Source organism: Micromonospora sp. NPDC001898, assembly GCF_042891255.1.
In the GTDB taxonomy this organism is placed as follows: Bacteria; Actinomycetota; Actinomycetes; order Mycobacteriales; family Micromonosporaceae; genus Micromonospora.
Genome location: NZ_JBIATC010000006.1, coordinates 36927 through 56842, shown reverse-complemented (window position 1 = coordinate 56842; position 19916 = coordinate 36927). Strand labels below are relative to the sequence as shown.

Annotated in this window: 28 protein-coding genes and 2 pseudogenes; 16 read left to right on the top strand and 14 right to left on the bottom strand. The window is 73.1% G+C overall.

Annotated features, from left to right (window positions below; all coding sequences use genetic code 11):
- Positions 1-4: 4 nt before the first annotated feature.
- The 4 genes from ACFYZF_RS15580 to ACFYZF_RS15565 are packed head-to-tail and all read right to left on the bottom strand — an operon-like array spanning position 5 to position 2710.
- Entirely contained in the window at positions 5-1021 is a 1017-nt protein-coding gene (locus ACFYZF_RS15580; RefSeq protein WP_387020577.1) for a SpoIIE family protein phosphatase, read from the bottom strand.
- Positions 1018-1437, bottom strand: coding sequence for an ATP-binding protein (locus ACFYZF_RS15575; protein ID WP_387020574.1), 420 nt, complete (start codon positions 1435-1437; stop codon positions 1018-1020). Before ACFYZF_RS15575 ends, ACFYZF_RS15580 begins: the two co-directional genes overlap by 4 nt.
- Positions 1434-1850: an STAS domain-containing protein gene (locus ACFYZF_RS15570; RefSeq protein WP_387020571.1), complete on the bottom strand. Its 417-nt coding sequence runs from the start codon at positions 1848-1850 to the stop codon at positions 1434-1436. Before ACFYZF_RS15570 ends, ACFYZF_RS15575 begins: the two co-directional genes overlap by 4 nt.
- On the bottom strand, positions 1850-2710 hold the full coding sequence (locus ACFYZF_RS15565) for an STAS domain-containing protein (RefSeq protein WP_387020568.1): 861 nt from the start codon (positions 2708-2710) through the stop codon (positions 1850-1852). The genes ACFYZF_RS15570 and ACFYZF_RS15565 overlap by 1 nt, the downstream gene beginning before the upstream one ends.
- A gap of 159 nt (positions 2711-2869) precedes the next feature.
- Here ACFYZF_RS15565 and ACFYZF_RS15560 point away from each other — a divergent pair, with 159 nt between their 5' ends.
- Complete coding sequence (locus tag ACFYZF_RS15560) at positions 2870-3226, top strand: STAS domain-containing protein (RefSeq protein ID WP_350883523.1); 357 nt, start codon at positions 2870-2872, stop codon at positions 3224-3226.
- Positions 3227-3235: 9 nt separating this feature from the next.
- Here ACFYZF_RS15560 and ACFYZF_RS15555 read toward each other — a convergent pair whose 3' ends face one another.
- Positions 3236-4471, bottom strand: a complete 1236-nt coding sequence (locus tag ACFYZF_RS15555) for an MFS transporter (RefSeq protein WP_387021535.1) — start codon at positions 4469-4471, stop codon at positions 3236-3238.
- A 119-nt stretch (positions 4472-4590) separates the two neighbouring features.
- Here ACFYZF_RS15555 and ACFYZF_RS15550 point away from each other — a divergent pair, with 119 nt between their 5' ends.
- The 5 genes from ACFYZF_RS15550 (at position 4591) to ACFYZF_RS15530 (ending at position 6902) form a co-directional block, all read left to right on the top strand.
- Positions 4591-5274 carry a FadR/GntR family transcriptional regulator gene (locus ACFYZF_RS15550; protein ID WP_387020565.1) on the top strand — a complete coding sequence of 228 codons (684 nt, stop codon included), beginning with the start codon at positions 4591-4593 and terminating at the stop codon, positions 5272-5274.
- Between the two features lie 39 nt (positions 5275-5313).
- On the top strand, positions 5314-5787 hold the full coding sequence (gene mscL, locus ACFYZF_RS15545; RefSeq protein WP_350883528.1) for a large conductance mechanosensitive channel protein MscL: 474 nt from the start codon (positions 5314-5316) through the stop codon (positions 5785-5787).
- Between the two features lie 140 nt (positions 5788-5927).
- Positions 5928-6188, top strand: a complete 261-nt coding sequence (locus ACFYZF_RS15540; protein WP_387020562.1) for a hypothetical protein — start codon at positions 5928-5930, stop codon at positions 6186-6188.
- Positions 6189-6233: 45 nt separating this feature from the next.
- Positions 6234-6608 carry a hypothetical protein gene (locus tag ACFYZF_RS15535; RefSeq protein WP_387020559.1) on the top strand — a complete coding sequence of 125 codons (375 nt, stop codon included), beginning with the start codon at positions 6234-6236 and terminating at the stop codon, positions 6606-6608.
- A gap of 21 nt (positions 6609-6629) precedes the next feature.
- Positions 6630-6902, top strand: coding sequence for a hypothetical protein (locus tag ACFYZF_RS15530; RefSeq protein ID WP_387020556.1), 273 nt, complete (start codon positions 6630-6632; stop codon positions 6900-6902).
- Positions 6903-6932: 30 nt separating this feature from the next.
- On the opposite strand, the gene ACFYZF_RS15525 is transcribed toward ACFYZF_RS15530, so the two are convergent.
- A complete protein-coding gene (locus tag ACFYZF_RS15525; RefSeq protein ID WP_387020554.1) occupies positions 6933-8168 on the bottom strand; it encodes a benzoate/H(+) symporter BenE family transporter in 1236 nt (411 codons plus the stop codon).
- Between the two features lie 55 nt (positions 8169-8223).
- Here ACFYZF_RS15525 and ACFYZF_RS15520 point away from each other — a divergent pair, with 55 nt between their 5' ends.
- Entirely contained in the window at positions 8224-8784 is a 561-nt protein-coding gene (locus tag ACFYZF_RS15520; RefSeq protein WP_387020551.1) for a helix-turn-helix domain-containing protein, read from the top strand.
- Between the two features lie 29 nt (positions 8785-8813).
- Here ACFYZF_RS15520 and ACFYZF_RS15515 read toward each other — a convergent pair whose 3' ends face one another.
- Entirely contained in the window at positions 8814-9890 is a 1077-nt protein-coding gene (locus tag ACFYZF_RS15515; protein WP_387020548.1) for a LuxR C-terminal-related transcriptional regulator, read from the bottom strand.
- Between the two features lie 63 nt (positions 9891-9953).
- On the opposite strand from ACFYZF_RS15515, the gene ACFYZF_RS15510 reads away from it, so the two are divergent.
- The 3 genes from ACFYZF_RS15510 to ACFYZF_RS15500 are packed head-to-tail and all read left to right on the top strand — an operon-like array spanning position 9954 to position 12709.
- Entirely contained in the window at positions 9954-10673 is a 720-nt protein-coding gene (locus tag ACFYZF_RS15510; RefSeq protein WP_387020546.1) for a PP2C family protein-serine/threonine phosphatase, read from the top strand.
- 56 nt (positions 10674-10729) lie between these two features.
- Positions 10730-11923, top strand: coding sequence for an enhanced intracellular survival protein Eis (gene eis / locus ACFYZF_RS15505; protein ID WP_387020543.1), 1194 nt, complete (start codon positions 10730-10732; stop codon positions 11921-11923).
- Between the two features lie 39 nt (positions 11924-11962).
- The gene (locus ACFYZF_RS15500; RefSeq protein WP_387020541.1) at positions 11963-12709 is read left to right on the top strand and encodes a ZIP family metal transporter; all 747 of its coding nucleotides are present in this window, start codon (positions 11963-11965) and stop codon (positions 12707-12709) included.
- Between the two features lie 41 nt (positions 12710-12750).
- Here the strand turns inward: ACFYZF_RS15500 and ACFYZF_RS15495 are convergent, their stop codons facing one another.
- Positions 12751-13833, bottom strand: coding sequence for an NAD-dependent epimerase/dehydratase family protein (locus ACFYZF_RS15495; RefSeq protein WP_387020538.1), 1083 nt, complete (start codon positions 13831-13833; stop codon positions 12751-12753).
- Between the two features lie 128 nt (positions 13834-13961).
- Between ACFYZF_RS15495 and ACFYZF_RS15490 the strand changes: the two genes are divergently transcribed.
- A complete protein-coding gene (locus ACFYZF_RS15490; RefSeq protein ID WP_387020536.1) occupies positions 13962-14117 on the top strand; it encodes a hypothetical protein in 156 nt (51 codons plus the stop codon).
- 67 nt (positions 14118-14184) lie between these two features.
- Here the strand turns inward: ACFYZF_RS15490 and ACFYZF_RS15485 are convergent, their stop codons facing one another.
- From ACFYZF_RS15485 to ACFYZF_RS15460, 6 genes are all read right to left on the bottom strand, one after another.
- Positions 14185-14472, bottom strand: coding sequence for a hypothetical protein (locus ACFYZF_RS15485; RefSeq protein WP_387020533.1), 288 nt, complete (start codon positions 14470-14472; stop codon positions 14185-14187).
- A 711-nt stretch (positions 14473-15183) separates the two neighbouring features.
- Positions 15184-15708, bottom strand: coding sequence for a PadR family transcriptional regulator (locus tag ACFYZF_RS15480; protein WP_387020531.1), 525 nt, complete (start codon positions 15706-15708; stop codon positions 15184-15186).
- 331 nt (positions 15709-16039) lie between these two features.
- Positions 16040-16219, bottom strand: coding sequence for a hypothetical protein (locus tag ACFYZF_RS15475; RefSeq protein ID WP_387020529.1), 180 nt, complete (start codon positions 16217-16219; stop codon positions 16040-16042).
- 308 nt (positions 16220-16527) lie between these two features.
- On the bottom strand, positions 16528-16917 hold the full coding sequence (locus tag ACFYZF_RS15470) for a hypothetical protein (protein ID WP_387020527.1): 390 nt from the start codon (positions 16915-16917) through the stop codon (positions 16528-16530).
- A gap of 11 nt (positions 16918-16928) precedes the next feature.
- A complete protein-coding gene (locus tag ACFYZF_RS15465; RefSeq protein ID WP_387020524.1) occupies positions 16929-17894 on the bottom strand; it encodes a class I SAM-dependent methyltransferase in 966 nt (321 codons plus the stop codon).
- Positions 17894-18187, bottom strand: coding sequence for a hypothetical protein (locus ACFYZF_RS15460; RefSeq protein WP_387020521.1), 294 nt, complete (start codon positions 18185-18187; stop codon positions 17894-17896). Before ACFYZF_RS15460 ends, ACFYZF_RS15465 begins: the two co-directional genes overlap by 1 nt.
- Positions 18188-18243: 56 nt before the next feature.
- Between ACFYZF_RS15460 and ACFYZF_RS15455 the strand changes: the two genes are divergently transcribed.
- The 5 genes and pseudogenes from ACFYZF_RS15455 to ACFYZF_RS15435 all read left to right on the top strand — a co-directional run bounded on the left by ACFYZF_RS15455 (position 18244) and on the right by ACFYZF_RS15435 (position 19788).
- Positions 18244-18888 carry a TetR/AcrR family transcriptional regulator gene (locus ACFYZF_RS15455; RefSeq protein ID WP_387020518.1) on the top strand — a complete coding sequence of 215 codons (645 nt, stop codon included), beginning with the start codon at positions 18244-18246 and terminating at the stop codon, positions 18886-18888.
- An 81-nt stretch (positions 18889-18969) separates the two neighbouring features.
- Positions 18970-19116 (top strand): annotated as a pseudogene (locus ACFYZF_RS15450) (transposase); the annotation flags it as partial.
- Positions 19073-19177, top strand: a pseudogene (locus ACFYZF_RS15445) (IS5/IS1182 family transposase); the annotation flags it as partial. The pseudogenes ACFYZF_RS15450 and ACFYZF_RS15445, both read left to right, overlap by 44 nt.
- A gap of 142 nt (positions 19178-19319) precedes the next feature.
- Complete coding sequence (locus ACFYZF_RS15440) at positions 19320-19574, top strand: hypothetical protein (RefSeq protein ID WP_387020516.1); 255 nt, start codon at positions 19320-19322, stop codon at positions 19572-19574.
- On the top strand, positions 19528-19788 hold the full coding sequence (locus ACFYZF_RS15435; protein ID WP_387020513.1) for a hypothetical protein: 261 nt from the start codon (positions 19528-19530) through the stop codon (positions 19786-19788). Before ACFYZF_RS15440 ends, ACFYZF_RS15435 begins: the two co-directional genes overlap by 47 nt.
- Positions 19789-19916: the final 128 nt, after the last annotated feature.

The following is a 19916-nucleotide window of genomic DNA, read 5'->3' as shown; positions in this document are numbered from 1 at the left end:
CCGGTCACCACGCCGCCCGGGCGACCAGCACGCAGGCATCGTCCCGGCGCAGCCCCGCGTCACGCAGCAGCGTCGCGGCCATCACGAGCGGACCGCTGCGGAGCAGCCCGGGATAGTCGTCGAGCTGCCAGCGGTCCACCACCCCGTCGCTGTGCATCACCAGCGACGCTCCGGCCGCGAAGGGATAGTCGTACTCGCGGACGACGGGGCGCTGATGGCCGGCGATCCCGGGCAGGGAGACCAGCCCTCGCCGCCGTTCACCCTCGGCCACCACCGAGGCGGAGATGTTGCCCAGCCCGGCGAACCGCAGCAGCCCGGCTTCCGCGTCCAGCTCGGCGACGGCCAGCGCCGCGCCACGGGTGTGCGACATCGACCGGTGCAGGTGCTGCACCACCGCCGCCGGCGACCCGGCCGGGGCGGCCCGGAACGCGGCCAGCGCCGTGTCGGTGGCCACCGCCGCCAGCGGCCCGTGGCCGAGACCGTCGCAGGTCAGCACCTGGTGCCGCCCCTCGGCGATCCGGACGGCGTACCCGTCACCGCTGACCGACTCGCCGGTGATCGGCCGGGTGAGCGCGCCGACCCAGGACAGCTCCGGGAAGACCCGCCGCGGCCAGACCTGCACGGCCAGGACCGTGCCTTTGCCGGGCCGGGAGTAGCCGTCGAACCAGTCGGTCTGACGTGTGATGGCACCGAGACCGATGCCGAGGGTCCCGGCGGTGGAGTGCCCGTCCCGGGAGGACACGGTCAGGTCGGCCATGCCGGGCCCGGAGTCGATGGCGACCAGTTCGACGCCGGCCTGCCCGCCCCGGCGCACCGGGCGCAGCAGCAGCACCCCGTCCTCGGCGTGCTTGACCAGGTTGCTGGTCAGCTCGGCGGCGACGATCGCCAGGTCGGCCGTCCGGGCCTCACCGATCTCGAGCTGCAGGCCCAACCGCTCGGCGGCCCGCCGGACCGCGCTGGCCGCGCTGCCGCTCTCCACCCGGAACCACAGACCGTGGTCGGACAGGTCTTCGCCGATCATCGAGACCACTTGGTGACCGTGATCCGGGTCCCCTGACCCGGCCCGGTGACGATGTCGAACTCGTCGACCAGTCGGCGGGCACCGCTCAGGCCGAGGCCGAGGCCCCCTCCGGTGGTGTAGCCGTCGGTGAGGGCGAGGCCCAGGTCGACGATGCCGGGGCCGTCGTCGGCGAAGACGATTCGGATGCCGCGCCGCAGCCCGTTGTCCACCGTGCTCACCTCGGCCTCGCCGCCCCCGCCGTAGACCAGGGTGTTGCGCGCCAGCTCGCTGGCCGCGGTGACCAGCTTCGTCTGGTCGACCAGGGAGAGCCGGGCCGCCACCGCCACCGTCCGTACCAGTTGGCGGACCCGCACCACGTCCTCGTCGCTCTGGATCGCCTGCGCCTGCGGGTGGCCCAGGTCGATACCGGCGGTCATGTCGTGGCCGTCGTGTCGTCGTCCGGCTCGTCGTCGGCGGTGGCGAAATCGTAGTCGTCGGGCAGGGCCGCCGCGATCAGCTCCATGCCGCGCTCGACGTTCAGGGCGGTACGGATGCCGTTGAGCGACAGGCCCAGCTCGACCAGGGTGATGGCGACGGCGGGACGCATCCCGACCACCACCGTCTCGGCGTCGAGCACCTTGGAGATAGAGGCGATGGCGGACAGCATCCGGCCGACGAACGAGTCGACGATGTCCAGCGCCGTGATGTCGATGATCACGCCGTAGCAGCCGGTGGCGACGATCCGCTCGGCCAGGTCCTCCTGGAGCTGGACCGCCGTCTGGTCGGACATGTCGACCTGGATCGACACGAGCAGGATGTCACCGATCTTCAGGACCGGAACCCGCTCCATCAGAACTCCCGCCGCGGATGCCGGCGGGCGCTCGCCGCCCCGCTCAGCCGCAGCACGTGACGTAGCGCGTCGGCCAGGCTGGCCTTGGTGGCGATGTCGCCGAACTCGATGCCGAGCGCGACGATGGTCTGGGCGATCTGCGGACGGATGCCGGAGATGATGCAGTCGGCGCCCATCAGCCGAGCGGCCACCACCGTCTTGAGGATGTGCTGGGCTACCTGGGTGTCCACCGCCGGCACGCCGGTGATGTCGATGATCGCGTACGGCGAGCCGGTGTCGACCAGGGTCTGGAGCAACCGCTCCATCACCACCTGGGCCCGGGCCGAGTCGAGCGTGCCGACCAGCGGCACGGCCACCACGCCCTCCCAGATCTTGACGACCGGGGTGGAGAGTTCGAGGAGCTGCTCGGCCTGGTCCGCGATCAGGCCCTCCCGGGTGCGGACGAAGCTCTCGAAGGTGAACAGCCCCATCTGGTCGACCAGCGAGGTGAATGCCACGTAGTCGCGCAGGCTGGCGGCACCCTCGCTGGCCTCCATCAGCTCCAGCAGGACGTCCTTGAGGGCGTACACGCTGACCGCCGTCTCGGTGGCGGTGAACCCCTGCCGGGCCCGGCCCCTGGACAGCTCGGCGAGCACGGCGCGCAGCTCACCGGCCGACTCGGACTCAAGATCGAACCCGCCGACCCGCGCCGCTTCCACCATGGCACGGTGCAGCTCCTGCACCTGGCGGCGCAGCTCCGCCTGGCTGAGTCGGCCGCGCAGCGACGCGGTGGCGATCTCCGTCCAGCGCTGTGTGACCCGCTCGGCATGCTCGCTCAGCAGACCGGTCAACCGACCGCTTTCATCCGCGTTCAATGCCACGGCATCCTCCCTCTGACCTGGACCGGCCGGACTCTACCACCGGGTACCCAGCAACTAATTGTCCCAAGGCAAAGAAATGACGGGGGACACGGCGACCGCTTCCGTTCAGCGGCGAACCCCGAACGTGGGATACCGTTCCACCGATCACAGGAGGTCCTAATGTCCTTGACGGTACACACGGAACAGCGCGGCGACGTCGTCGTCGTATCAGTCGCGGGCGAACTGGACATGGCGACGGCACCACAGCTCCAGGACCAGATCACGGATCTGCTCGACAAGGGCCGCAGCCGCCTCGTCTTCGACCTGGCCGACGTCTCGTTCTGCGACTCGACCGGGCTGTCCGTGTTCGTGCGCGCCAAGAACGGCTGCGACGAGGCCGGCGGCGTGGTCCGGCTGGCCGCCCCGCAGCGCGGGGTGCTGCGCATCCTGGAGGTCAGCGGGCTGGTCGAGGTGCTGCACACCTACCCGACGGTCGAGCAGGCCGTCGCGGGCGACCCCACCCCGGCCTCCTCCTGACCCGCCCGCTCAGCGCTCGTCCTCGATGAACCGGGGACGGGCGATCGCCAGGCCCGCGACGGTCTGCACGGCCAGGGCGGCGAGCAGGAAGCCGATCGGCGCGGTCCACCCGCCGGTCGCCTCGTAGAGGATGCCGACCAGCAGCGGGCCGAGCGCGGCGATCACGTACCCGGTGCTCTGTGCGAAGGCGGACAGCGCCACCGTCCCCTCGGCTGTGCGGGCGCGCAGCCCGATGGTGGTCAGGATCAGCGGGAACGCGCCCTGGCCGAAGGCGAGCAGGGCGACCCAGAGCAGCGCGGCGTCGTGCGGCGCGAGCGCCAGCCCCAGGTAGGCCGCCGTGGAGAACACGGTCAGCCCGAGCACCAGCGGGCGCAGCGTCCGCAGCCGGCCGGCCAGCGCCGGCATCAGCAGCGCGACCGGCACACCGAGCGCGGTCACCCCGGCCAGCAGCAGCCCGGCCGTCTCCGGCGCGAAGTCGGCGTCCCGGAAGAGCTGGGCCAGCCAGCCCATGATCGCGTACCCGCTCAGCGACTGCGCCCCGAAGTAGATTGCCATCGCCCAGCCGAGCCGGGTCCGCTCCGGCCGGACCCGGGCCGGCGCGGCGGCGGCCACCGTCGGGGTCCCGGCCCGGCGCGCGGCGCGGGCCCGCAGCGCCAGGGGCACCCACGGGAGTACGGCCACCGCGGCCAGCGCGGCCCAGACGCCGAGCCCGGCCCGCCAGGAGCCGAAGGCGTGCGCGATCGGCACGGCCGAGGCGGCAGCCGCCGTCGTCCCCACCGTCAGCGCCATCGTGTACGCCCCGGTGACCAGCCCGGTGCGGTGCGGGAAGTGCTGCTTGACCAGCATGGGCAGCAGGATGTTCGCCACCGCGATGCCGGCCAGCGCGAGCGCGCTGGTGGCCACGAAGACCAGCGCCGAGTCGGTCACCACCCGCAGCACCTGCCCGACGGCCAGGCACGCCATGGCGACCACCAGCACCCGGGCCGGGGCGAACCGGCGGACCAGCCACGGGGTCAGCGCGCCGAGGCCGGCGAACGCGATCGTCGGCAGGGTAGTGACGAACCCGGCCATCGCCCCGGAGAGCCCGAGGCCGGTGCGGACCTCGCCGAGCAGGGCACCGAGGCTGGTCACGGCGGCACGCAGGTTGAGCGCGACCAGCAGCATGCCGACCAGCACCAGCAGCCCGCCGGTTGCCGGCCGCTGCTTCGGGACCGGGGCCGTCGCGGCGTCGGTGGCCGGGGGCATGTCGACGGTCGGGCTGGGCCGGTCGGGCACGGTGACGGGGTCCTCGGTGGCGGTCGGTGGCGGGGTCATGGCCTTCAACCTACAATCATGGGATGAATTGCGGACGGGTGATGTAACCAGTGACACCGCCGGTGAATTCCGTGCCCGTGCCGCCCCGGGGCCACCGGGTCCGGCAGACGATCGAGCAGCTCCGGTCCCGCATCCTCGGCGGAGAGTGGCCGGTGGGCGGGCGCATCCCGACCGAACCACAGCTCGTCGCCGCGCTCGGGGTGGGGCGCAACACAGTCCGCGAGGCGGTCCGCGCCCTGGTGCACAGCGGGGTGCTGGAGTGCCGTCAGGGCTCCGGCACGTACGTGGTGTCGACCGACGAGCTGGCCCCGGTGGTGGCCCGCCGGCTCACCGACGACCGGATGACCGAGGTGGTCGAGGTGCGCCGCGCCTTCGAGGTGGAGGCCGCCCGGCTCGCCGCGCTGCGGCGTACCCCGGAGGACCTGGCCGCCCTCGACGGCGCGCTCGCCGCCCGGGAGGCCGCCTGGCGCGGGGGCCGGGTCGGCGAGTTCGTCGAGGCCGACGCGGCGCTGCACACGGCGGTGGTGGCCGCCGCGCACAACGCCATGCTCGCCGAGCTGTACGCCTCGGTCGGCGCGGCGCTGCGCAGCACGATCACCCAGGCGATGGGCGACGCGCTGGAACCCGAGCGGTACGTGGACCACGCCCGGCTGGTCGCCGCGATCCGCGATGGCGACCCGGGTTCGGCGGCCCGCGAGGCCGGTGCTTTTCTGGAGCCCTCCCCGGGGGAATAGGTTGCCCCGGACGGTAAACCGGACACCACGGGAGTACGGATGCTCAAGGGCTTCAAAGACTTCATCATGCGCGGAAACGTCGTCGACCTCGCGGTCGGCATCGTCATCGGCGCCGCGTTCACGGGCGTGGTCACCCAGCTCACCAAGTCGTTCCTGGAACCACTGGTCAGGGTCCTGATCGTGCTGATCACCGGCAACCCGAAGGGACTTGAGGGATCGATCCCCAAGTTCCGGGACATTCCGTTCGACTGGGTGGCGTTCGTCAACGCGGCGATCACCTTCGTGCTCACCGCGGCGGCGCTGTACTTCCTGGTCGTCTACCCGATGAACAGGCTCGCCGAGCGGCGCAAGCGCGGCGAGGAGCCGCCGCCGTCGGCCCCCAGCGAGGAGGTCAAGCTGCTCACCGAGATCCGGGACGCGCTGGTCGCCGCCGGCCACGCCACCCCGGGCCAGCAGCGGGGCGCCCTGGACGACGTGCTCGGCCGCCGCCCGGAGCCACCGGCCCCGCGCTGAGCCACCGGCCCCGCGCTGAGCCCTCGGAACACCGCCGCCGAGCCACGGCCCCGCGCCGGCCCGCCCGGCAGCACACCGGCCCTCACGGGAATCCCGTGGGGGCCGACCTGTTTAGTACACGTGTTCGATAGAGTCCCGCCATGGAGCAGCGGAAGCACTGGTGGAACGGCAAGTGGGGGCGGCTGGCGCGGCGGGATGTCTTCCTCCGGGTGGACGGCGACCGGTGGCACGTCGAGCAGCGGGCCGGCGGCGCCGAGGGCGTCTCCCAGTTCTACGAGTACCCGAGCGTCGACGAGGCGGAGGAGACCGTCCGCGCGCTGCTCGCCGGGGCCGACGGCTGGCGCGAGTTGTCCCCCCGCCCGCCGGACGCGTGGCAGCCGACACCCGACGCCCGCCCCTGACCAGGGCGGCGTTTAGCCGGCGGCCGGTCCGGGAACCGCGCCAGGATGGAGCAGCAGGGCACCGATCAGCAGGCGACCATCTCCCGCGTCACCACCGGGATGCCGGTGGTCGACGTGACCGGGGCGGAGGTCGGCACCGTGGACCTCGTCCAGCGGGGCGACCCGAACGCGGTGACCGTGCAGGCGCCGGCCGCGGACCCCGGCGGCAGCCTGGACGAGTTGATCGAGTCGGCGGCGGTCGAGGAGCCGGACGTGCCGGCCGACCTGGCCGCCCGCCTGCTGCGTACCGGATATCTGAAGGTCTCCACCGACCTCGCCCCGACCGGCGCCGTCTACGTGCTGGCCGACCAGATCGCCGGCGTCGCCGACGGCCGGGTACGCCTCGACGTCCCCGCCACGAGCCTCCCCGCGGAGGAATAGGCCAGCCCTTACGGTGGACCGATGTACATCCTGATCGGGGAGCAGCAGGCCGAGGCGGTCGACGCGGACGAGCAGCGGGCCCGGTTCGCGCACATGGCGGACGTGGTGCGGCGCAGCCCGGGGTTCGTGCGCGGCTGGTGGGGGCTGGACGACACCGACCGGGAGGCCGCCCACGTGCTGATCGCCCTCGACACCCTCGACCACGCCCGCGCGCTGCGCCGCATGGTCGAGGAGAACGTGACAGGGGTCCGGCTACGGATCATGGAGGTCGGCGTGTCCGCCGAGGCGGACTGATCCCCGCCGTCCCTCCGACGTGAAGTCGGCCTACTCGCTCGCCCGGACAGCCGGGGTCGGGACGGGCAGGGCGTCCGGGGCCGGGGCCGGGACGGGCGGGGCCTTGGCGTCCGGGGTCGGGTGGCGGCGGAAGAGGAGCAGCATCAGCCAGCCGGCGAGCAGCCCCCAGAACGCGCCGCCGACGCCGAGCAGGCTCACCCCGGAGGCGGTCACCACGAAGGTCACCACGGCGGCCTCCCGCGCCTGCGGGTCGGCGACCGCCGCCGACACCGCGCCGGCCAGCGCGGCGAGCAGCGCGAGCCCGGCCACCGCCTCGATCAGCACCGGCGGGGAGAGCAGCACCAGGGCGGTGGCGACGCCCGCGCCGAGGCCGAGCAGGGCCATCCCCACCCCGGCGGTGACCGAGGCGACCCAGCGGCGCTCCGGGTCCGGATGGGCGTCCGGGCCGGCGGCCAGCGCGGCGGTGATCGCGGCCAGGTTGACCGCGTGCCCGCCGACCGGGGCACCGAGGGCGCTGGCCAGGCCGGTGACGCGCAGCGCAGCGCCGAGCGGCGGCCGGTAGCCGTAACCGCGCAGCACCGCCATCCCGGGGACGTTCTGCGCGGCCATGGTGACCAGGAAGAGCGGGAGCGCCAACCCGACCACCGCCGGGACCGTCCACTCGGGCGCGGTGAGGGTGAACACCGGCTTCAGGCCGTCCGCGCCGATCCCGCCCGGCGTGGTCAGCGCGATGGCGACCGCGGCCACCACCAGCGCGGCGGGCACCGCCCAGCGGCGGGCGAACCGGTGCAGGACCAGCCAGGTGACGACCACCGGCGCGGCCAGCGCCGGCACCTCGACCAGGGCGCGGACCGGCGCGGTACACAGCGGCAGGAGCACGCCGGCCAGCATCGCGCTGGCGATCGGGCCGGGGATGGCGGCCACCGCCCGGCCCAGCGCCGGGAAGAGCCCGGCGGCGACGATCAGCACTCCGCACACGACGAACGCGCCGACCGCCGCCGGCCAGCCGCCGGGGACCGGACCGGTGGCCGCCAGCAGCGCCGCGCCGGGGGTGGACCAGGCGATCGCCATCGGCAGCCGGTGCCGCAGTCCCAGCCACACCGCGCAGACACCGGACGCGACGCTGACCGCGAGCAGCCCAGAGGCCGCCTGGCTCTCGTCGGCACCGACGGCGCGCAGCCCGGCGAGCACCACGGTGAACGAGCTGGCGAAGCCCACGAGCGCGGTCACCAGCCCGGCGAGCACGGGTTGCAGCAGGCCGGCCACGTCTCCCCCTCCAGTGTTCCGTTTACGGAACGGAAGCGTGTAGCACCATAGCGGGGTGGAACCGTCAGCACCAGCCCGGGGAAGGGGCGTCGACACCGGCGCCGAGACGGTGGGCCGCCGGGTGCGCGCCCTGCGCGAGGAGCGGGGGATGTCGCTGTCCACCCTGGCCCGGCTGGCCGGGGTCGGGAAGGCCACCCTCTCCGGCCTGGAGAACAACACCCGCAACCCCACGCTGGAGACGCTCTACGCGATCACCGCCCAGCTCGGAGTGCCGCTGACCGCCGTACTCGCCGGGCCGGCCGCGACCCCGACGGTCCGGGGCGCGGCGGTGAGCGCCACCCTGCTGGAGGTCTTCACCGACACCGACGCGACGTACGAGCTGTACCGGATGCGCGTCGCCCCCGGGCCCGGCCAGCTCTCGCCCGCGCACCAGCCGGGGGTCACCGAGCACATCACGGTCTTCGCCGGGGTGCTCCGCGCCGGGCCGGTGGACGCCCCGCTGACCGCCGGCGTCGGCGGCCACCTGCGCTGGACCTCGGACGTGCCGCACAGCTACGCGGCGGTCGGCGACGAGGAGGTGTGGGCGAGCCTCCTGCTGCGCTACCCCCGCCAGTGACCGCCCACCGCTCCGGGTCGGGGCCGGGGTCAGGCCTGCCGGGCCGGGAGCCGGTGCTGGACAGCCCAGAGCGCCGCCTCGGTGCGCGACGCCGACCCGGTCTTGCGCAGCAGGTTGGACACGTGCACGGTCACCGTCCGCACCGAGATCCCCAGCGCCCGGGCGGCCTGCTTGTTGGACATCCCCGCGACCAGGCAGGCGAGCACCTCGACCTCCCGGCCGGTCAGCTCGGCATCGGGCGGGAGCAGGTCGGCCGGAAGCAGGGCAGCGGGCGGGTACGCCGCATCGGGCGGGCCCGCGGCGCGCGGCGCGGGGGTGCCCGGGTACTCCGGCAGCGGCCGGCGCAGCAGGGCGTCCGGCCCCTGACCGGAGTGCGCGGCGAGCAACTCGGTCAGCACGTACGGGTTGCCGCCGGTCCGCCGCCACACAGAGGTCGCCAGCCGGCGGGACGGGCGCGTCCCCTCGTACACCTGGTTCAGCACCTCGGCGACCTCGGTCGGGCCGAGCGGGCCGAGGTGCTGGCGGACGGCGCCGCGTACCCCGTAGAACCGGGACAGGGCGCGGGCGGCGAGGTCCGGCGCGACGGCGTCCACCGCGGGCCGGCTCGCCACCAGCAGCAGCGCCGGCAGGTCGGGCGCGGTGGCCAGCTCGCCGACCAGGTTCAGGCTGGCCGGGTCGAGGGCGTGCAGGTCCTCCACCACCAGCAACGCCGGGCCGGCGCCGACCAGCAGCCGGACCGTACGCACGGCCAGCCGCAGCAGCGTGCCCGGGGCGTACCGTTCGCGGGGCGCGGTGGGCTGCTGGGCGAGCCAGGCGAGCGCGTCGGGTGGCAGGTCGAGGCGGCTGGTGTCCCGCCCGCTGAGCACCGCGGCGAGCCAGTCGTACGGGGCCGGGCTGTGCACCCGCGCGGCCCCGCTCAGCACCACCGCCGGGCGTGGCGCGAAGCCGTCCAGGGCCGCCGCCACCAGCAGACTCTTGCCGACGCCCGCCGCGCCGGTGAGCACCGCGACCACGGGGCCGGGCCGACCGCCGAACGCCAGCGTGGACCACGCCCGGTCGAGCTCGGCAAGCTCGCCGGCACGCCCGACCATGGGGACCGGCATCATTCTTTTCACCCTACGCAGTAGTGCGTAGAGACGGCGGCAGGGTCTTCTTGGCAAGCTTGTCGCATGAAACTGATCCTCCGCTCGGCAATCCTCAACGACGTCGGCCTGGTCCGGACCAACAACGAGGACTCCGCCCTCGCCGGTGACCGTCTGGTCGCGGTCGCCGATGGCATGGGTGGCCTGCCGGCCGGCGAGGTGGCGAGCGAGATCGTCATCCGGATCCTCGACGAGCTGAACCCGCCGACCACCACCGAGGGTGCCACCGACGCGCTACGGTCCGTCGTGAGCACCGCCAACCGGCGCATCCGGGCCGCCATCTCCGTCGACCCGGCCCGCGAGGGCATGGGCACCACCCTCACGGCCGGCCTGCTCGCCGGGGACGTGCTGGTCCTCGCCCAGGTCGGGGACTCCCGCTGCTACCTGTTGCGGAACGACGAGTTGACCCAGCTCACCCGGGACGACACCTTCGTCCAGACGCTGGTCGACCAGGGCGCGCTCTCCCCGGCCCAGGCCCGGCACCACCCGCAGCGCTCGCTGGTGACCCGGGCCGTGCAGGGCGCGGACGCGCCCCCGGCGGTCGGCGCGCTCACCGTCTTCGCCGGCGACCGGCTGCTGCTGTGCAGCGACGGCCTGTCGGACTACGTGGACGACGGGTCGATCGCCGCCGCCCTGGCCATGTACGGCGACCGTCAGCACTGCGGCGAGCAGCTCGTGAAGCTCGCCCACCAGGCCGGTGCCCCGGACAACGTCACCGTCGTCGTCTCCGACGTCACCGCGGCCTGACCGCTCACCCCCGCGAATGTGGTTGCGGCGGCCCGGCGGGCGGGTTGGGATGGGGGATGCAGATCCGGCGGGTGACCAACACCGAGCGCTCCAGCACCTCCTTCCCGCTCCAGGCGTACGCCTTCGAGGCGTCGCCGAAGCGACCCGAGCGGGCCGAGGAGTTCGGCCGATACCTGCCGTACGGCGAGGCCAACCGCACCCTGATCGCCGAGGAGGGCGGCGAGACCCTCGCCGTGGTCTCCGCCATCCCGATGCGGCAGAACCTGCGCGGTGCGGTGCTCCCGATGGCCGGCGTCGCCGGGGTGGCCACCCATCCGCTGGCCCGCCGGCGCGGGCACGTCCGGGCCCTGCTGCACCGGCTGCTCGACGAGATGCGCGACGAGGGGCACCTGGTGAGCGCGTTGTACCCGTTCCGCGCCTCGTTCTACGAGCGGTTCGGCTACGTCGGGCTGCCCCGGGCCCGCACGGTCACCTTCACGCCGGCAGACCTGGCCCCGCTGCTGCGCGCCGACCTGACCGGCGAGCTGAGCTGGGAACGGACCGGCACCGGGTACGCCGCCCACCGCGCCTTCACCGAGCGCTGCCTGGCCGAGCGGCACGGCTTCGCGCTCTTCCCCGAGACCCGGGCGGTGTGGCTGCGCGACGACGACGACCGGTGGCTGGTCACCGCCCGCGTCGACGGCGCGACGGTCGGCGTGCTGACGTACCGGATCGACGACCACGGCGGCGAACTGGCCGGCGACGACCTGCTGGTCGCCGACCCGTATGCCCGGGCGCTGATCCTTCAGTTCCTGGCCCGGCACGTCGACCAGGTCGGCCGGGTGCGGCTGCGGCTGGCCGCCGACGAGCTGCCCGAGCTGTGGCTCACCGACCTGGCCGTGCACGTCGAGGCCCGGGTCGCCCGACCGGGGTCGGCGGCGCCGATGGCCCGGCTGCTCTCGCTGGACGCGCTGTCCGGCCTCCCGGCCGGGCCCGGCCGGGCCCGGATCTCGCTGACCGGGGACCGCTGGTTGGGCGGCAGCCACCTGCTCGACGGCACCACCGGCCGGCTGGAACTGGTGTCCGACGACGCCACCGGCGCCGCGCCGACCGCGACGCTCACCGCGGCCGGGCTCTCCGCCCTGGCGTACGGGGTGCTGGACCCGGCGGAGGTGGACGTCCGCGGCCTCGGCCAGGTGCCGGCCGACGCCGCCGTCGAGCTGCGCCGCCTCTTCCCCCGCCGGCTCCCCTACCTGTACGCGGACTTCTGACCTGTTTTCGCCGCCCGGCGTTCGGGTAGCGTTCCGCGAATGCCGGAGTGGTTGCAGGCGGGTGGCTGGGGCCTGCTGGCCGGGTCGGCGCTGCTGGTCGGGGCGGCGCTGGGCTGGTTCGTGCCGGTCCCGCGCCGGGTCGTCGCGTCCGTCATGGCCTTCGGGGCGGGGGTGCTGCTCTCCGCGGTCTCCTTCGAACTGGTCGCCGAGGCGCACGAGCAGGGCGGACTGCTGCCGACGGCGATCGGGGCGGCGGGCGGCGCGCTGGCGTACACCGGGGCGAACGTGCTGCTGGCCCGGCGCGGCGCGCGGCACCGCAAGCGCTCCGGCGACCAGCCCTCGGAGGGGCAGCAGCCCGGGTCCGGGTCGGCGATGGCGGTGGGGGCGCTGCTCGACGGCATCCCCGAGTCCGTGGTGATCGGCGCGAGCCTGCTCACCGGCGGCGCGGTCAGCGCGGTCACGGTGATCGCGGTGTTCCTCAGCAACGTGCCGGAGGGGCTGTCCAGCGCGGCGGGGATGCGTCGGGCGGGCCGCACCCGCCGGTACGTCTTCCTCCTGTGGACCGGGATCGCCCTGGTGAGCGGCCTAGCGGCGCTGGCCGGGCACACCCTGTTGGGCGGCGCGCCGCCGGAGGTGCTCGCCTCGATCACCGCGCTGGCGGCCGGCGCGATCCTCGCCATGATCACCGACACCATGGTCCCCGAGGCGTTCGAGGACGCCCACCTGCTGGTCGGCCTGATCACGGTGCTGGGCTTCCTGGTGGCCTTCGCCCTGTCCCACGCCTGAACCCCCGCACCAGTCCCCCGGGTGGGCACCCGCCCCTGCGGTCAGTACGGGTTGCCGTGCCCGGCGGGGCGGGCCTTCAACAGGCCGGCCGGGCGGCCCGGAAGATGCGGGTCGGGTGACATCGGTGGGCTGTCGGTGTGGCCGCCGTGGGCCATGCCGGCGAAGAGGTCGCGCAGGGCGGTCAGCCCGTCCACCCTCGGCTGCCAGCCCAGTTCGGCCTCGGCCCGGGCACTGGACATCAGCGGCGCGTTCAGGCCCAGCTCCACCCAGCCGGCGTCGACCGGTTGCAGCCGGGCCAGCCAGGTCAGCGCCGCCGCGCCGCGCAGCAGCGGGGCGGCCACCGGCACCGTCCAGCCGTGGAAGTGCCGGGCCACCAGCTCCGGCGTGAGCACCGGATCGGCCGCGAGGTTGAACGCGCCGCGCGCGTCGCCGAGCAGCGCCCGGGCGTACGCGTCGGCCACGTCGTCGGCGTGCACCGCCTGCATCCGCAGCCGACGGTGGCTGGGCACCAGCGGGATGCGGCCGTACCGGAGCAGGCGCACCGGGGCCAGCGGCCCGAGGAAATAGCGGGTGATCTCGGTGCCGGCGTCCCGCTGGAAGATCAGCCCCGGACGCATCCGCACCACCCGCAGCTCCGGATGATCCCGCTCGACCCGGTCGAGCAGCGCCTCCACCTCCGCCTTGTCCCGGCTGTACGACGAGCCGGGCACCCCGGTCACCGGCCAGCGCTCGCTGACCGGGTGGTCCTTCGGGCCGGAGGCGTACGCGCCCACGGAGGAGGCGTACACGAGGGCGGGCACCTTCGCGCGGAGCACCCCGTCGACCACGGCCCGGCTGCCGCCGACGTTGGTCCGGTGCAGCGCCCGCTGGTCGTGGCTGGGCTGGATCTGCCAGGCCAGGTGCACCACCGCGTCCGCCCCGGCGAAGACCGCCGCCAGTTGGTCGGCCGCGCCCGCCGCCCCGACATCGCAGGAGTGCCACTCCAGCCGGTCGTACGGCTGCCCGGCCCCCGGGCCGGGCAGCCGGCGGGCCACCCCGGCCAGTTCCACGTCCCGCTCCCGGAGCAGCCGGCGCACCAGCGCGGTCCCGGCGTTCCCGCTCGCACCCACCACCACGATCCGCATGCCTGGCCCGGTACCCGTTGCGCCGGTCGTGAATCCCCCGGGTCTCCTGTTCGCCGCGACCGTCAGGGGCGGGGCGCGGTGCGAGCCCACCTCTGCCGCTGGCGCCGGTCCCGGCTGCCGCGCGCGAGTTGGTCGCCCGTTGTCCGAGCAGGAAGGACGCCCAGGAGGCGGCCGACTGGCTGGTCGACCGGTTCTCCCGGCTGGTGCCCGGGCTGCCGGTGACCGCAAGCGTCGACGCGGGCGGCGGACAGTACCTCGTCGCCCTGGCCACCGGCCGCCGCTGACCGGTGGCCCTGGTCGGCGGGCCGCCGACCAGGGCTGCGAGCGGGCTCGATCGTTCTCAGCGGCAGATCAGAAGGGGGGTGCGTCCTCGCCCATCAACGCCAGCACGACGCCTCCCTTCCCGCTCTTGAGGCTCTGGACCACGACCTTGCCGGTGCTGCCGTCAGGCAGCTCCAACGTGAAGGTCTTCCCGATCGCGTTCTTGGGGCCGTTGCCGGAGCTGTTGGCGGGTCGGAAGTCGCCTGCCCACGGTGGGGTCCCACCCTTGCGGGCGGGCTCGGCGAAGAGGGCGGCGGTGCCGGGGGTCCTGGTGCCGTCCGAGGAGAGGAGCACTGAGGCGCTGCGAAAAGTAGCCATATGCGCCAAGGATATCCCGCGCCACGCCACCGCGGGTGTTCCTCGCCAGCCCGGCTCGTCCCTACCCGGCCTACGACTGGCCCCCGGCAACGACGGTGGCTCACTCGTTTCAGGGGCATCGAGAAGTCCGCCTCCGGCGTGCACCTGCACGGAGGGCCCGCCCCCGGGCGTCGCTTCCTTCCCGAGCTGATGCGGCTGATCGGAGACCGGCAGATCGACCCGGGCAGGGTGTTCGACCTCGAACTGCCCCTGGAGCAGGCGGCCGAGGGTTACCGGGCCATGGACGAACGCCGCGCCATCAAGACCCTCCCCACAGTCAGCGCCGCCGTCGAGCGCACTCCCGACTGCAAGCGGGTCAGCCAGGACACCCCCAGCTGGCTGCGGCGCGTGACCACGTACCGAATCGACGGCTCGGGGCGGCCGGTGCTCCTGGACAACCTGGCGCAGCCGGTCGCCCGGCTGCTCCCCGGTGCGACGCCGACCGCCGGGCCGGACATGGCGGCCTCCCTGCTGGAACCGCCGACGGTCACCGACGAGGCCCGACGCGCCCTCGCCCCGGCCGCCGCCCTACCACCGACGCTGAACCCCGCCGACCAGCACCGACTGACCGGCCGCTGGACGCCCACCGTTGGACACCGGGGGCGTACCGGGAGTTCACGGCAGACGGCGAGTGGCGCGGATCCGACGGCTGGTCTCGGGCCTCGATCGCCTTCATCGCCGTACCACCTTTCGGAGTGCATCCAACCGGGCGGCCGTGGTGTCGATCCAGTGCAGGTCGGCTTCCAGGTGGAACAGGCCGTGGTCGGCCAACATGGTGTCGACCAGGTCGCCGGTGCGCCTGATCTCCGTGAGCTCCTTCATCCGCCCCAGGTACGCGGCGCGCTGAATGTCGAGGTACTCCTCGGCGGGGCGGTTGAGCATCAGCGCCAGCACAACCTTGGTGAACAGCACCGTCTGCAGGTTGGGCTCGGGCTCGACCGGCTCGGTCAGCCACGACTCGACCTCGGTCGCACCCCGTTCGGTGATGACGTAGCGCTTGCGCTCGGGGCCCACGCCCGGCTCGACCTCGCCGACCACGATCTTGCCGTCACGGGCGAGCCGGCCGAGGGTCGAGTAGACCTGGCCGAACGGCAGCGGCTTGCTCCGGTTGAAGAAGGTGTCGTAGTCGCGCTTCAGGTCGTAGCCGTGGCTGGGCTCACGTTCGAGCAGGCCTAGCAGGGTCATGGGAACACTCATCCCGAGAGAGCACCCTGGGTGTATACCTCGGGGATATACACCCGGCGTATATCGATACGAACTGCTGCTGATGCAGGGTCGGGCCGCCGACCGGCACGGGTGACGGTGTGCGATGCGGATGCGGATGCAGCACCCCAGCCCGGCATGGCAAAAGGCTGGTCGGCCTGATCGCGGTGCTGGGCTTCACCTACGGTCGGCGCTTGAGATTCGCGCCGTCACCGAGGCGGTGGTTCCGTGGGCGGCCTCGTCGATGGGGCAACGGTCACCTCATCCAGGCCAGGCCCTTGATCGCTGAATTCGCAGGTGGGTATGTCGTGGCACCGCCACCGGATCAGGCGCGCTGCTCCGGGTCATGGCCCGCCGGCGGCTGGGTCTGCTCCACCGCGAACGGATGGCGCAGTCGCCGCATCGCCTCCTCGCTGCCGTCGAAAGTCACGCTCGGACCGTCGAGCCCGTCGGTGCTCGCCGGGGCGAAGAACAACGCCGGTTGGTCGTTACCATTCGATGCCATGCGGTAGTCCTGTCTTCGAAAGAGAGGCACATCAGGTCTTCGGCATCTCGTGCCGACAACCTCGTGACAGACCCGGCGCTCGCCCTGGGGCCCGATCGGTGTCTCGATTATTGGCGAAAGCCCGACGACACCGACACACCGCACCATACCCGGATTCGCCGTCCGTCATGTGCCACCGCCGCTGACCGCCCGCCCGCGCGCACGCTCCGCCCCCCACCATGCGCACGTCCCCACCGGTCGGGGAGGATCCCGACGACGTCCCGGGCCCGGCGACCGGGCGCCGATCGGGCGTCGCCGGCTCGTGGCGGCTACAAACGTTCGAAGCTCTCCATCCCGGCTAGCTCGAGCACCTCGGTCCGGGTCGCCGGGCATTCCTGCCGGGTCTGATCGTCGATCTGACCGCCGGTCGGCACGGCACCCTGCTTCTCGTACCAGGAATAGAGGTTCACGGTGAGACTGGCCATCGTGCCCGTCTCGGACCCGATCCCCCGCAGCGTCGGCAACTGGCCGTCCAGGTAGGCACACACCTTCTTCGCCGACACCGGCGTCGAGCCACCGGCCGGAACGGATCCGGCCGCGCCGGACGCGGCGCCGGCTGCTGCGGGGGTGCCCGGTGCCGCGGCCCCAGAGGGCTCGGGCGCGTCGGCGTCGGCACACGCCGGCAGGGCGAGCACAAGACAGAGGGCCGGCGCGACCATTCGGATCGTTCTCATCGGTTCTCGTCCTGACGTGGTTGTCGGTGGTGGGTGGCCGGCGGTCGGGCCGCAGCCGATGGCTCGTCAGCGGACGGTGGAACGCGTGACCCACCGTCAACGCCGGCGGCGATCGCGGTGACGAGCCACAGGCCGGCGGGCAGTCGGTAGCCGACGCCAGGTTCACGAAACCGGTCGAGCAGCCGGATCACCCCCGCCCGGGCCGAAGCCTGCCCAGCAGGCGGAACCGCCCGGTACGCGGCACCGGCGGGGCCGACCTCGACAAGCCATTCCGCCACGGCATCGGCGTCGTCCGGAGCGTCCATCGCGACGTCACACGACGTGATCGTGACGGCGGTGAAGCCGGCGACGGTGAGGACCCGGGCGAGCCGCGCCGGGTCGGCGAAGGAGAACGGACCGGGCTCGTCGCCCACCGGTAGCGGTGGCAACGGCCCGAGGTGCGGCGCTGCGCCGAGCATCGCCGCGGACATCCACGGGTTGACGCTGCCGTCGCGGAAGACGGTCGCGGCGAGGCGCCCTCCCGGGCGCAGTGACCGCCGGATCGTGGTGCAGCCGGCGACCGGATCCGCCAACAGCATCAGGGCCATTCGCGAGTACGCCGCGTCGAACGGAGCCCCCGCAACGACGTCGAGGGTCTCGATGTCGGCCGTATGGAACCGGATACCCGGGTACCGGTCCGTGGGGAACCGTTGCCGGGCGGCGGTCACCATCTCCTCGGCGATGTCGATACCGACCGCCGTGCCCGCCTCGCCGACCGCCTCGGCGAGTTCGGCCGTGGTGCCGCCACAACCACAGCCCACATCGAGGATCCGTTCGGCGGGCCGCGCGGCCATTCGATCCATGGCCGGCGCGCCCAGCGGTCGGCCGATCTCGTCCTGCCGATCGGCGTGCCGGATCCAGCCGGCTGCCGCTCCCGTCCAGAAAGCGACGTTACGGGACCGCAGGGTGGCGGCGTCGGCCATCAGAACGGCATCTCCGCACCGTCGACACTCATCGATCGAAAGCTGGCCGCCTTTGTCGGGTCGAAGCCGTCCTCCTGCGCCGCCAGGCCTGCGGCCCGGACCAGCCGTTCGGACTGGAACCGACGGAACGCGGCCTCGTCCTGCCAGATGTTGATGATGCGCCAGCCGTCCTCGGTCGGGCCGGCGACATGGGCGACGAGTCCCGGCGGCCGGTCCGGTCCGAGGTGGCGCTCCACCTGCTGGTACTCCGCCTCACTGACGCCGGGCATCTCCTGCAACACACCGAACGGCATGACCGCGCCCTTTCGATAGAGTTAGAACCTATCCAATAGAGCACTACACTTGAACCGTGGTTGTCAAGAGACGCTATGACTCGTCCCGGCGGCAGGAGCAGTCCCGACAGACCCGGCGAGCGATCCTCGAAGCGGCTGGCCGGCTGTTCGTCGACCCCGGCTACGCGGCCACGCCGCTGACCGTCGTCGCCGCGGAAGCCGGCGTCGCGGTCCAGACGCTGTACGCGGTGTTCGGCAACAAACGCCAACTGCTCTCCCAGCTGGTTGACGTCACCCTGGCCGGCGACGACGAACCGGTGGCCCTTCCGGACCGGCCCTTCGTCGCCGAAATCCGCGCGCTCGCCGACCCCCGCGCCAAGCTCACCCGCTACGCCCGCCACCTGGTCGAGGTCCACACCCGGCAGGCCCAGGTGATGCTCGCGCTGGCCGGAGCGGCCACGGCAGATCCGGACGCCGCCGAGATCTGGCGCAAGAACATCGACGAGCGCCGCCGCGGCATGGCGATGTTCGCCGCGGAACTCGTCGGCACGGGAGCCCTCCGCCCTGACCTGGACGTCGAACAGGTGACCGACATCCTCTGGTTGGCCCAGGACGTCCGCAACTTCGACTGGCTCGTCCGGCAGCGCGGATGGCCGCCGGAGCAGTACCAGCGGTGGTATGTGGACACCGTCAGCGGCGCCATCATCGCCCAGCCCCAGTGAGAGCGTGTTTGGGATGTGGGCTGATCGGGCGTGCCGCACAGTGGGTCCGATCGATGGGCGCACCCTGGTCGGTAGACGGGTGTGGATGGAGTGTGGCGGCACCCCTCTGACCTGACCGACGCGGAGTGGGAGATCATCGAGGCGATGCTGCCGTCGCTGCGGTGGATGGGTAGACCGGAGAAGCATGCCCGGCGGGCCGTCATCGACGCGATCTTGTACGTCGTGCGTAACCGGTTGCGCGTGGCGGTACCTACCGATCGACTTCCCGCCCTGGCAGACCGTGTACGCGCACTTCACGAGGTTGAACAGTCGGGGTGTGACCGAGCGGCTCCCTGACGGAGCTGCGCGAGGAGGTTCGCCTGGCCCGCGGCCGCCAGCCGGAGCCGACGGCGGGTGTCCTCGACTCCCAGAGCGTCAAGGGCGCCGACACCGTGCCCCGCAGCTACGACGCTGGCAAGAGGATCAACGGCAGGAGGCGGTTCATCGTCACCGACACCCTCGGACTTGCTGGTTTCCGTCTGGGTCCTGGCCGCGTCCTGGCAGGACCGCGACGGCACAAGGGCGCCCTACTCGCCACGTATACGGCCACCCCGATCCGGCACGTCTTCGCCGACTCCGGGTTCGGCCAGCCGACTCGTCGTGTGGGCCCGCGACCTGCTGCGCACCACCGTCGAGATCGTCCGTAAGCCCGCCGACCAGCGGGGCTTCGTCGTGCATCCCCGCCGCTGGGTCGTCGAACGGACCCTGGCCTGGATCACCGCCCACCGCCGCCTGGCCCGCGACTACGAGACCCACCCCAGCACGTCAGCGTCCATGATCCGATGGGCCGCCCCCGGCGGCATGCTCCCCTTGCTGGACAACAAATCAGCCACCGCAGGCTCCGTTGCCGCACCACACTAAAGCTATGACTATCAAGCGGCGGGATGCCACAAAGCGCTATTATAGCGAACCCTGTAGCCACCAGATAATGATGGCTACGACACTGGATCCCGCCGCTGCCGCAAGGCCGCGGATGGCGCTGAACAACG

Excerpts from the sequence above, each read along its gene's own strand:
- ACFYZF_RS15580 (WP_387020577.1), bottom strand. The coding sequence starts at position 1,021 with ATGATCGGCGAAGACCTGTCCGACCACGGTCTGTGGTTCCGGGTGGAG.
- ACFYZF_RS15575 (WP_387020574.1), bottom strand. The coding sequence starts at position 1,437 with ATGACCGCCGGTATCGACCTGGGCCACCCGCAGGCGCAGGCGATCCAG.
- ACFYZF_RS15570 (WP_387020571.1), bottom strand. The coding sequence starts at position 1,850 with ATGGAGCGGGTTCCGGTCCTGAAGATCGGTGACATCCTGCTCGTGTCG.
- ACFYZF_RS15560 (WP_350883523.1), top strand. The coding sequence starts at position 2,870 with ATGTCCTTGACGGTACACACGGAACAGCGCGGCGACGTCGTCGTCGTA.
- ACFYZF_RS15555 (WP_387021535.1), bottom strand. The coding sequence starts at position 4,471 with ATGCCCCCGGCCACCGACGCCGCGACGGCCCCGGTCCCGAAGCAGCGG.
- mscL (WP_350883528.1), top strand. The coding sequence starts at position 5,314 with ATGCTCAAGGGCTTCAAAGACTTCATCATGCGCGGAAACGTCGTCGAC.
- ACFYZF_RS15540 (WP_387020562.1), top strand. The coding sequence starts at position 5,928 with ATGGAGCAGCGGAAGCACTGGTGGAACGGCAAGTGGGGGCGGCTGGCG.
- ACFYZF_RS15535 (WP_387020559.1), top strand. The coding sequence starts at position 6,234 with ATGGAGCAGCAGGGCACCGATCAGCAGGCGACCATCTCCCGCGTCACC.
- ACFYZF_RS15530 (WP_387020556.1), top strand. The coding sequence starts at position 6,630 with ATGTACATCCTGATCGGGGAGCAGCAGGCCGAGGCGGTCGACGCGGAC.
- ACFYZF_RS15515 (WP_387020548.1), bottom strand. The coding sequence starts at position 9,890 with ATGATGCCGGTCCCCATGGTCGGGCGTGCCGGCGAGCTTGCCGAGCTC.
- ACFYZF_RS15510 (WP_387020546.1), top strand. The coding sequence starts at position 9,954 with ATGAAACTGATCCTCCGCTCGGCAATCCTCAACGACGTCGGCCTGGTC.
- eis (WP_387020543.1), top strand. The coding sequence starts at position 10,730 with ATGCAGATCCGGCGGGTGACCAACACCGAGCGCTCCAGCACCTCCTTC.
- ACFYZF_RS15500 (WP_387020541.1), top strand. The coding sequence starts at position 11,963 with ATGCCGGAGTGGTTGCAGGCGGGTGGCTGGGGCCTGCTGGCCGGGTCG.
- ACFYZF_RS15495 (WP_387020538.1), bottom strand. The coding sequence starts at position 13,833 with ATGCGGATCGTGGTGGTGGGTGCGAGCGGGAACGCCGGGACCGCGCTG.
- ACFYZF_RS15485 (WP_387020533.1), bottom strand. The coding sequence starts at position 14,472 with ATGGCTACTTTTCGCAGCGCCTCAGTGCTCCTCTCCTCGGACGGCACC.
- ACFYZF_RS15480 (WP_387020531.1), bottom strand. The coding sequence starts at position 15,708 with ATGAGTGTTCCCATGACCCTGCTAGGCCTGCTCGAACGTGAGCCCAGC.
- ACFYZF_RS15475 (WP_387020529.1), bottom strand. The coding sequence starts at position 16,219 with ATGGCATCGAATGGTAACGACCAACCGGCGTTGTTCTTCGCCCCGGCG.
- ACFYZF_RS15470 (WP_387020527.1), bottom strand. The coding sequence starts at position 16,917 with ATGGTCGCGCCGGCCCTCTGTCTTGTGCTCGCCCTGCCGGCGTGTGCC.
- ACFYZF_RS15465 (WP_387020524.1), bottom strand. The coding sequence starts at position 17,894 with ATGGCCGACGCCGCCACCCTGCGGTCCCGTAACGTCGCTTTCTGGACG.
- ACFYZF_RS15460 (WP_387020521.1), bottom strand. The coding sequence starts at position 18,187 with ATGCCGTTCGGTGTGTTGCAGGAGATGCCCGGCGTCAGTGAGGCGGAG.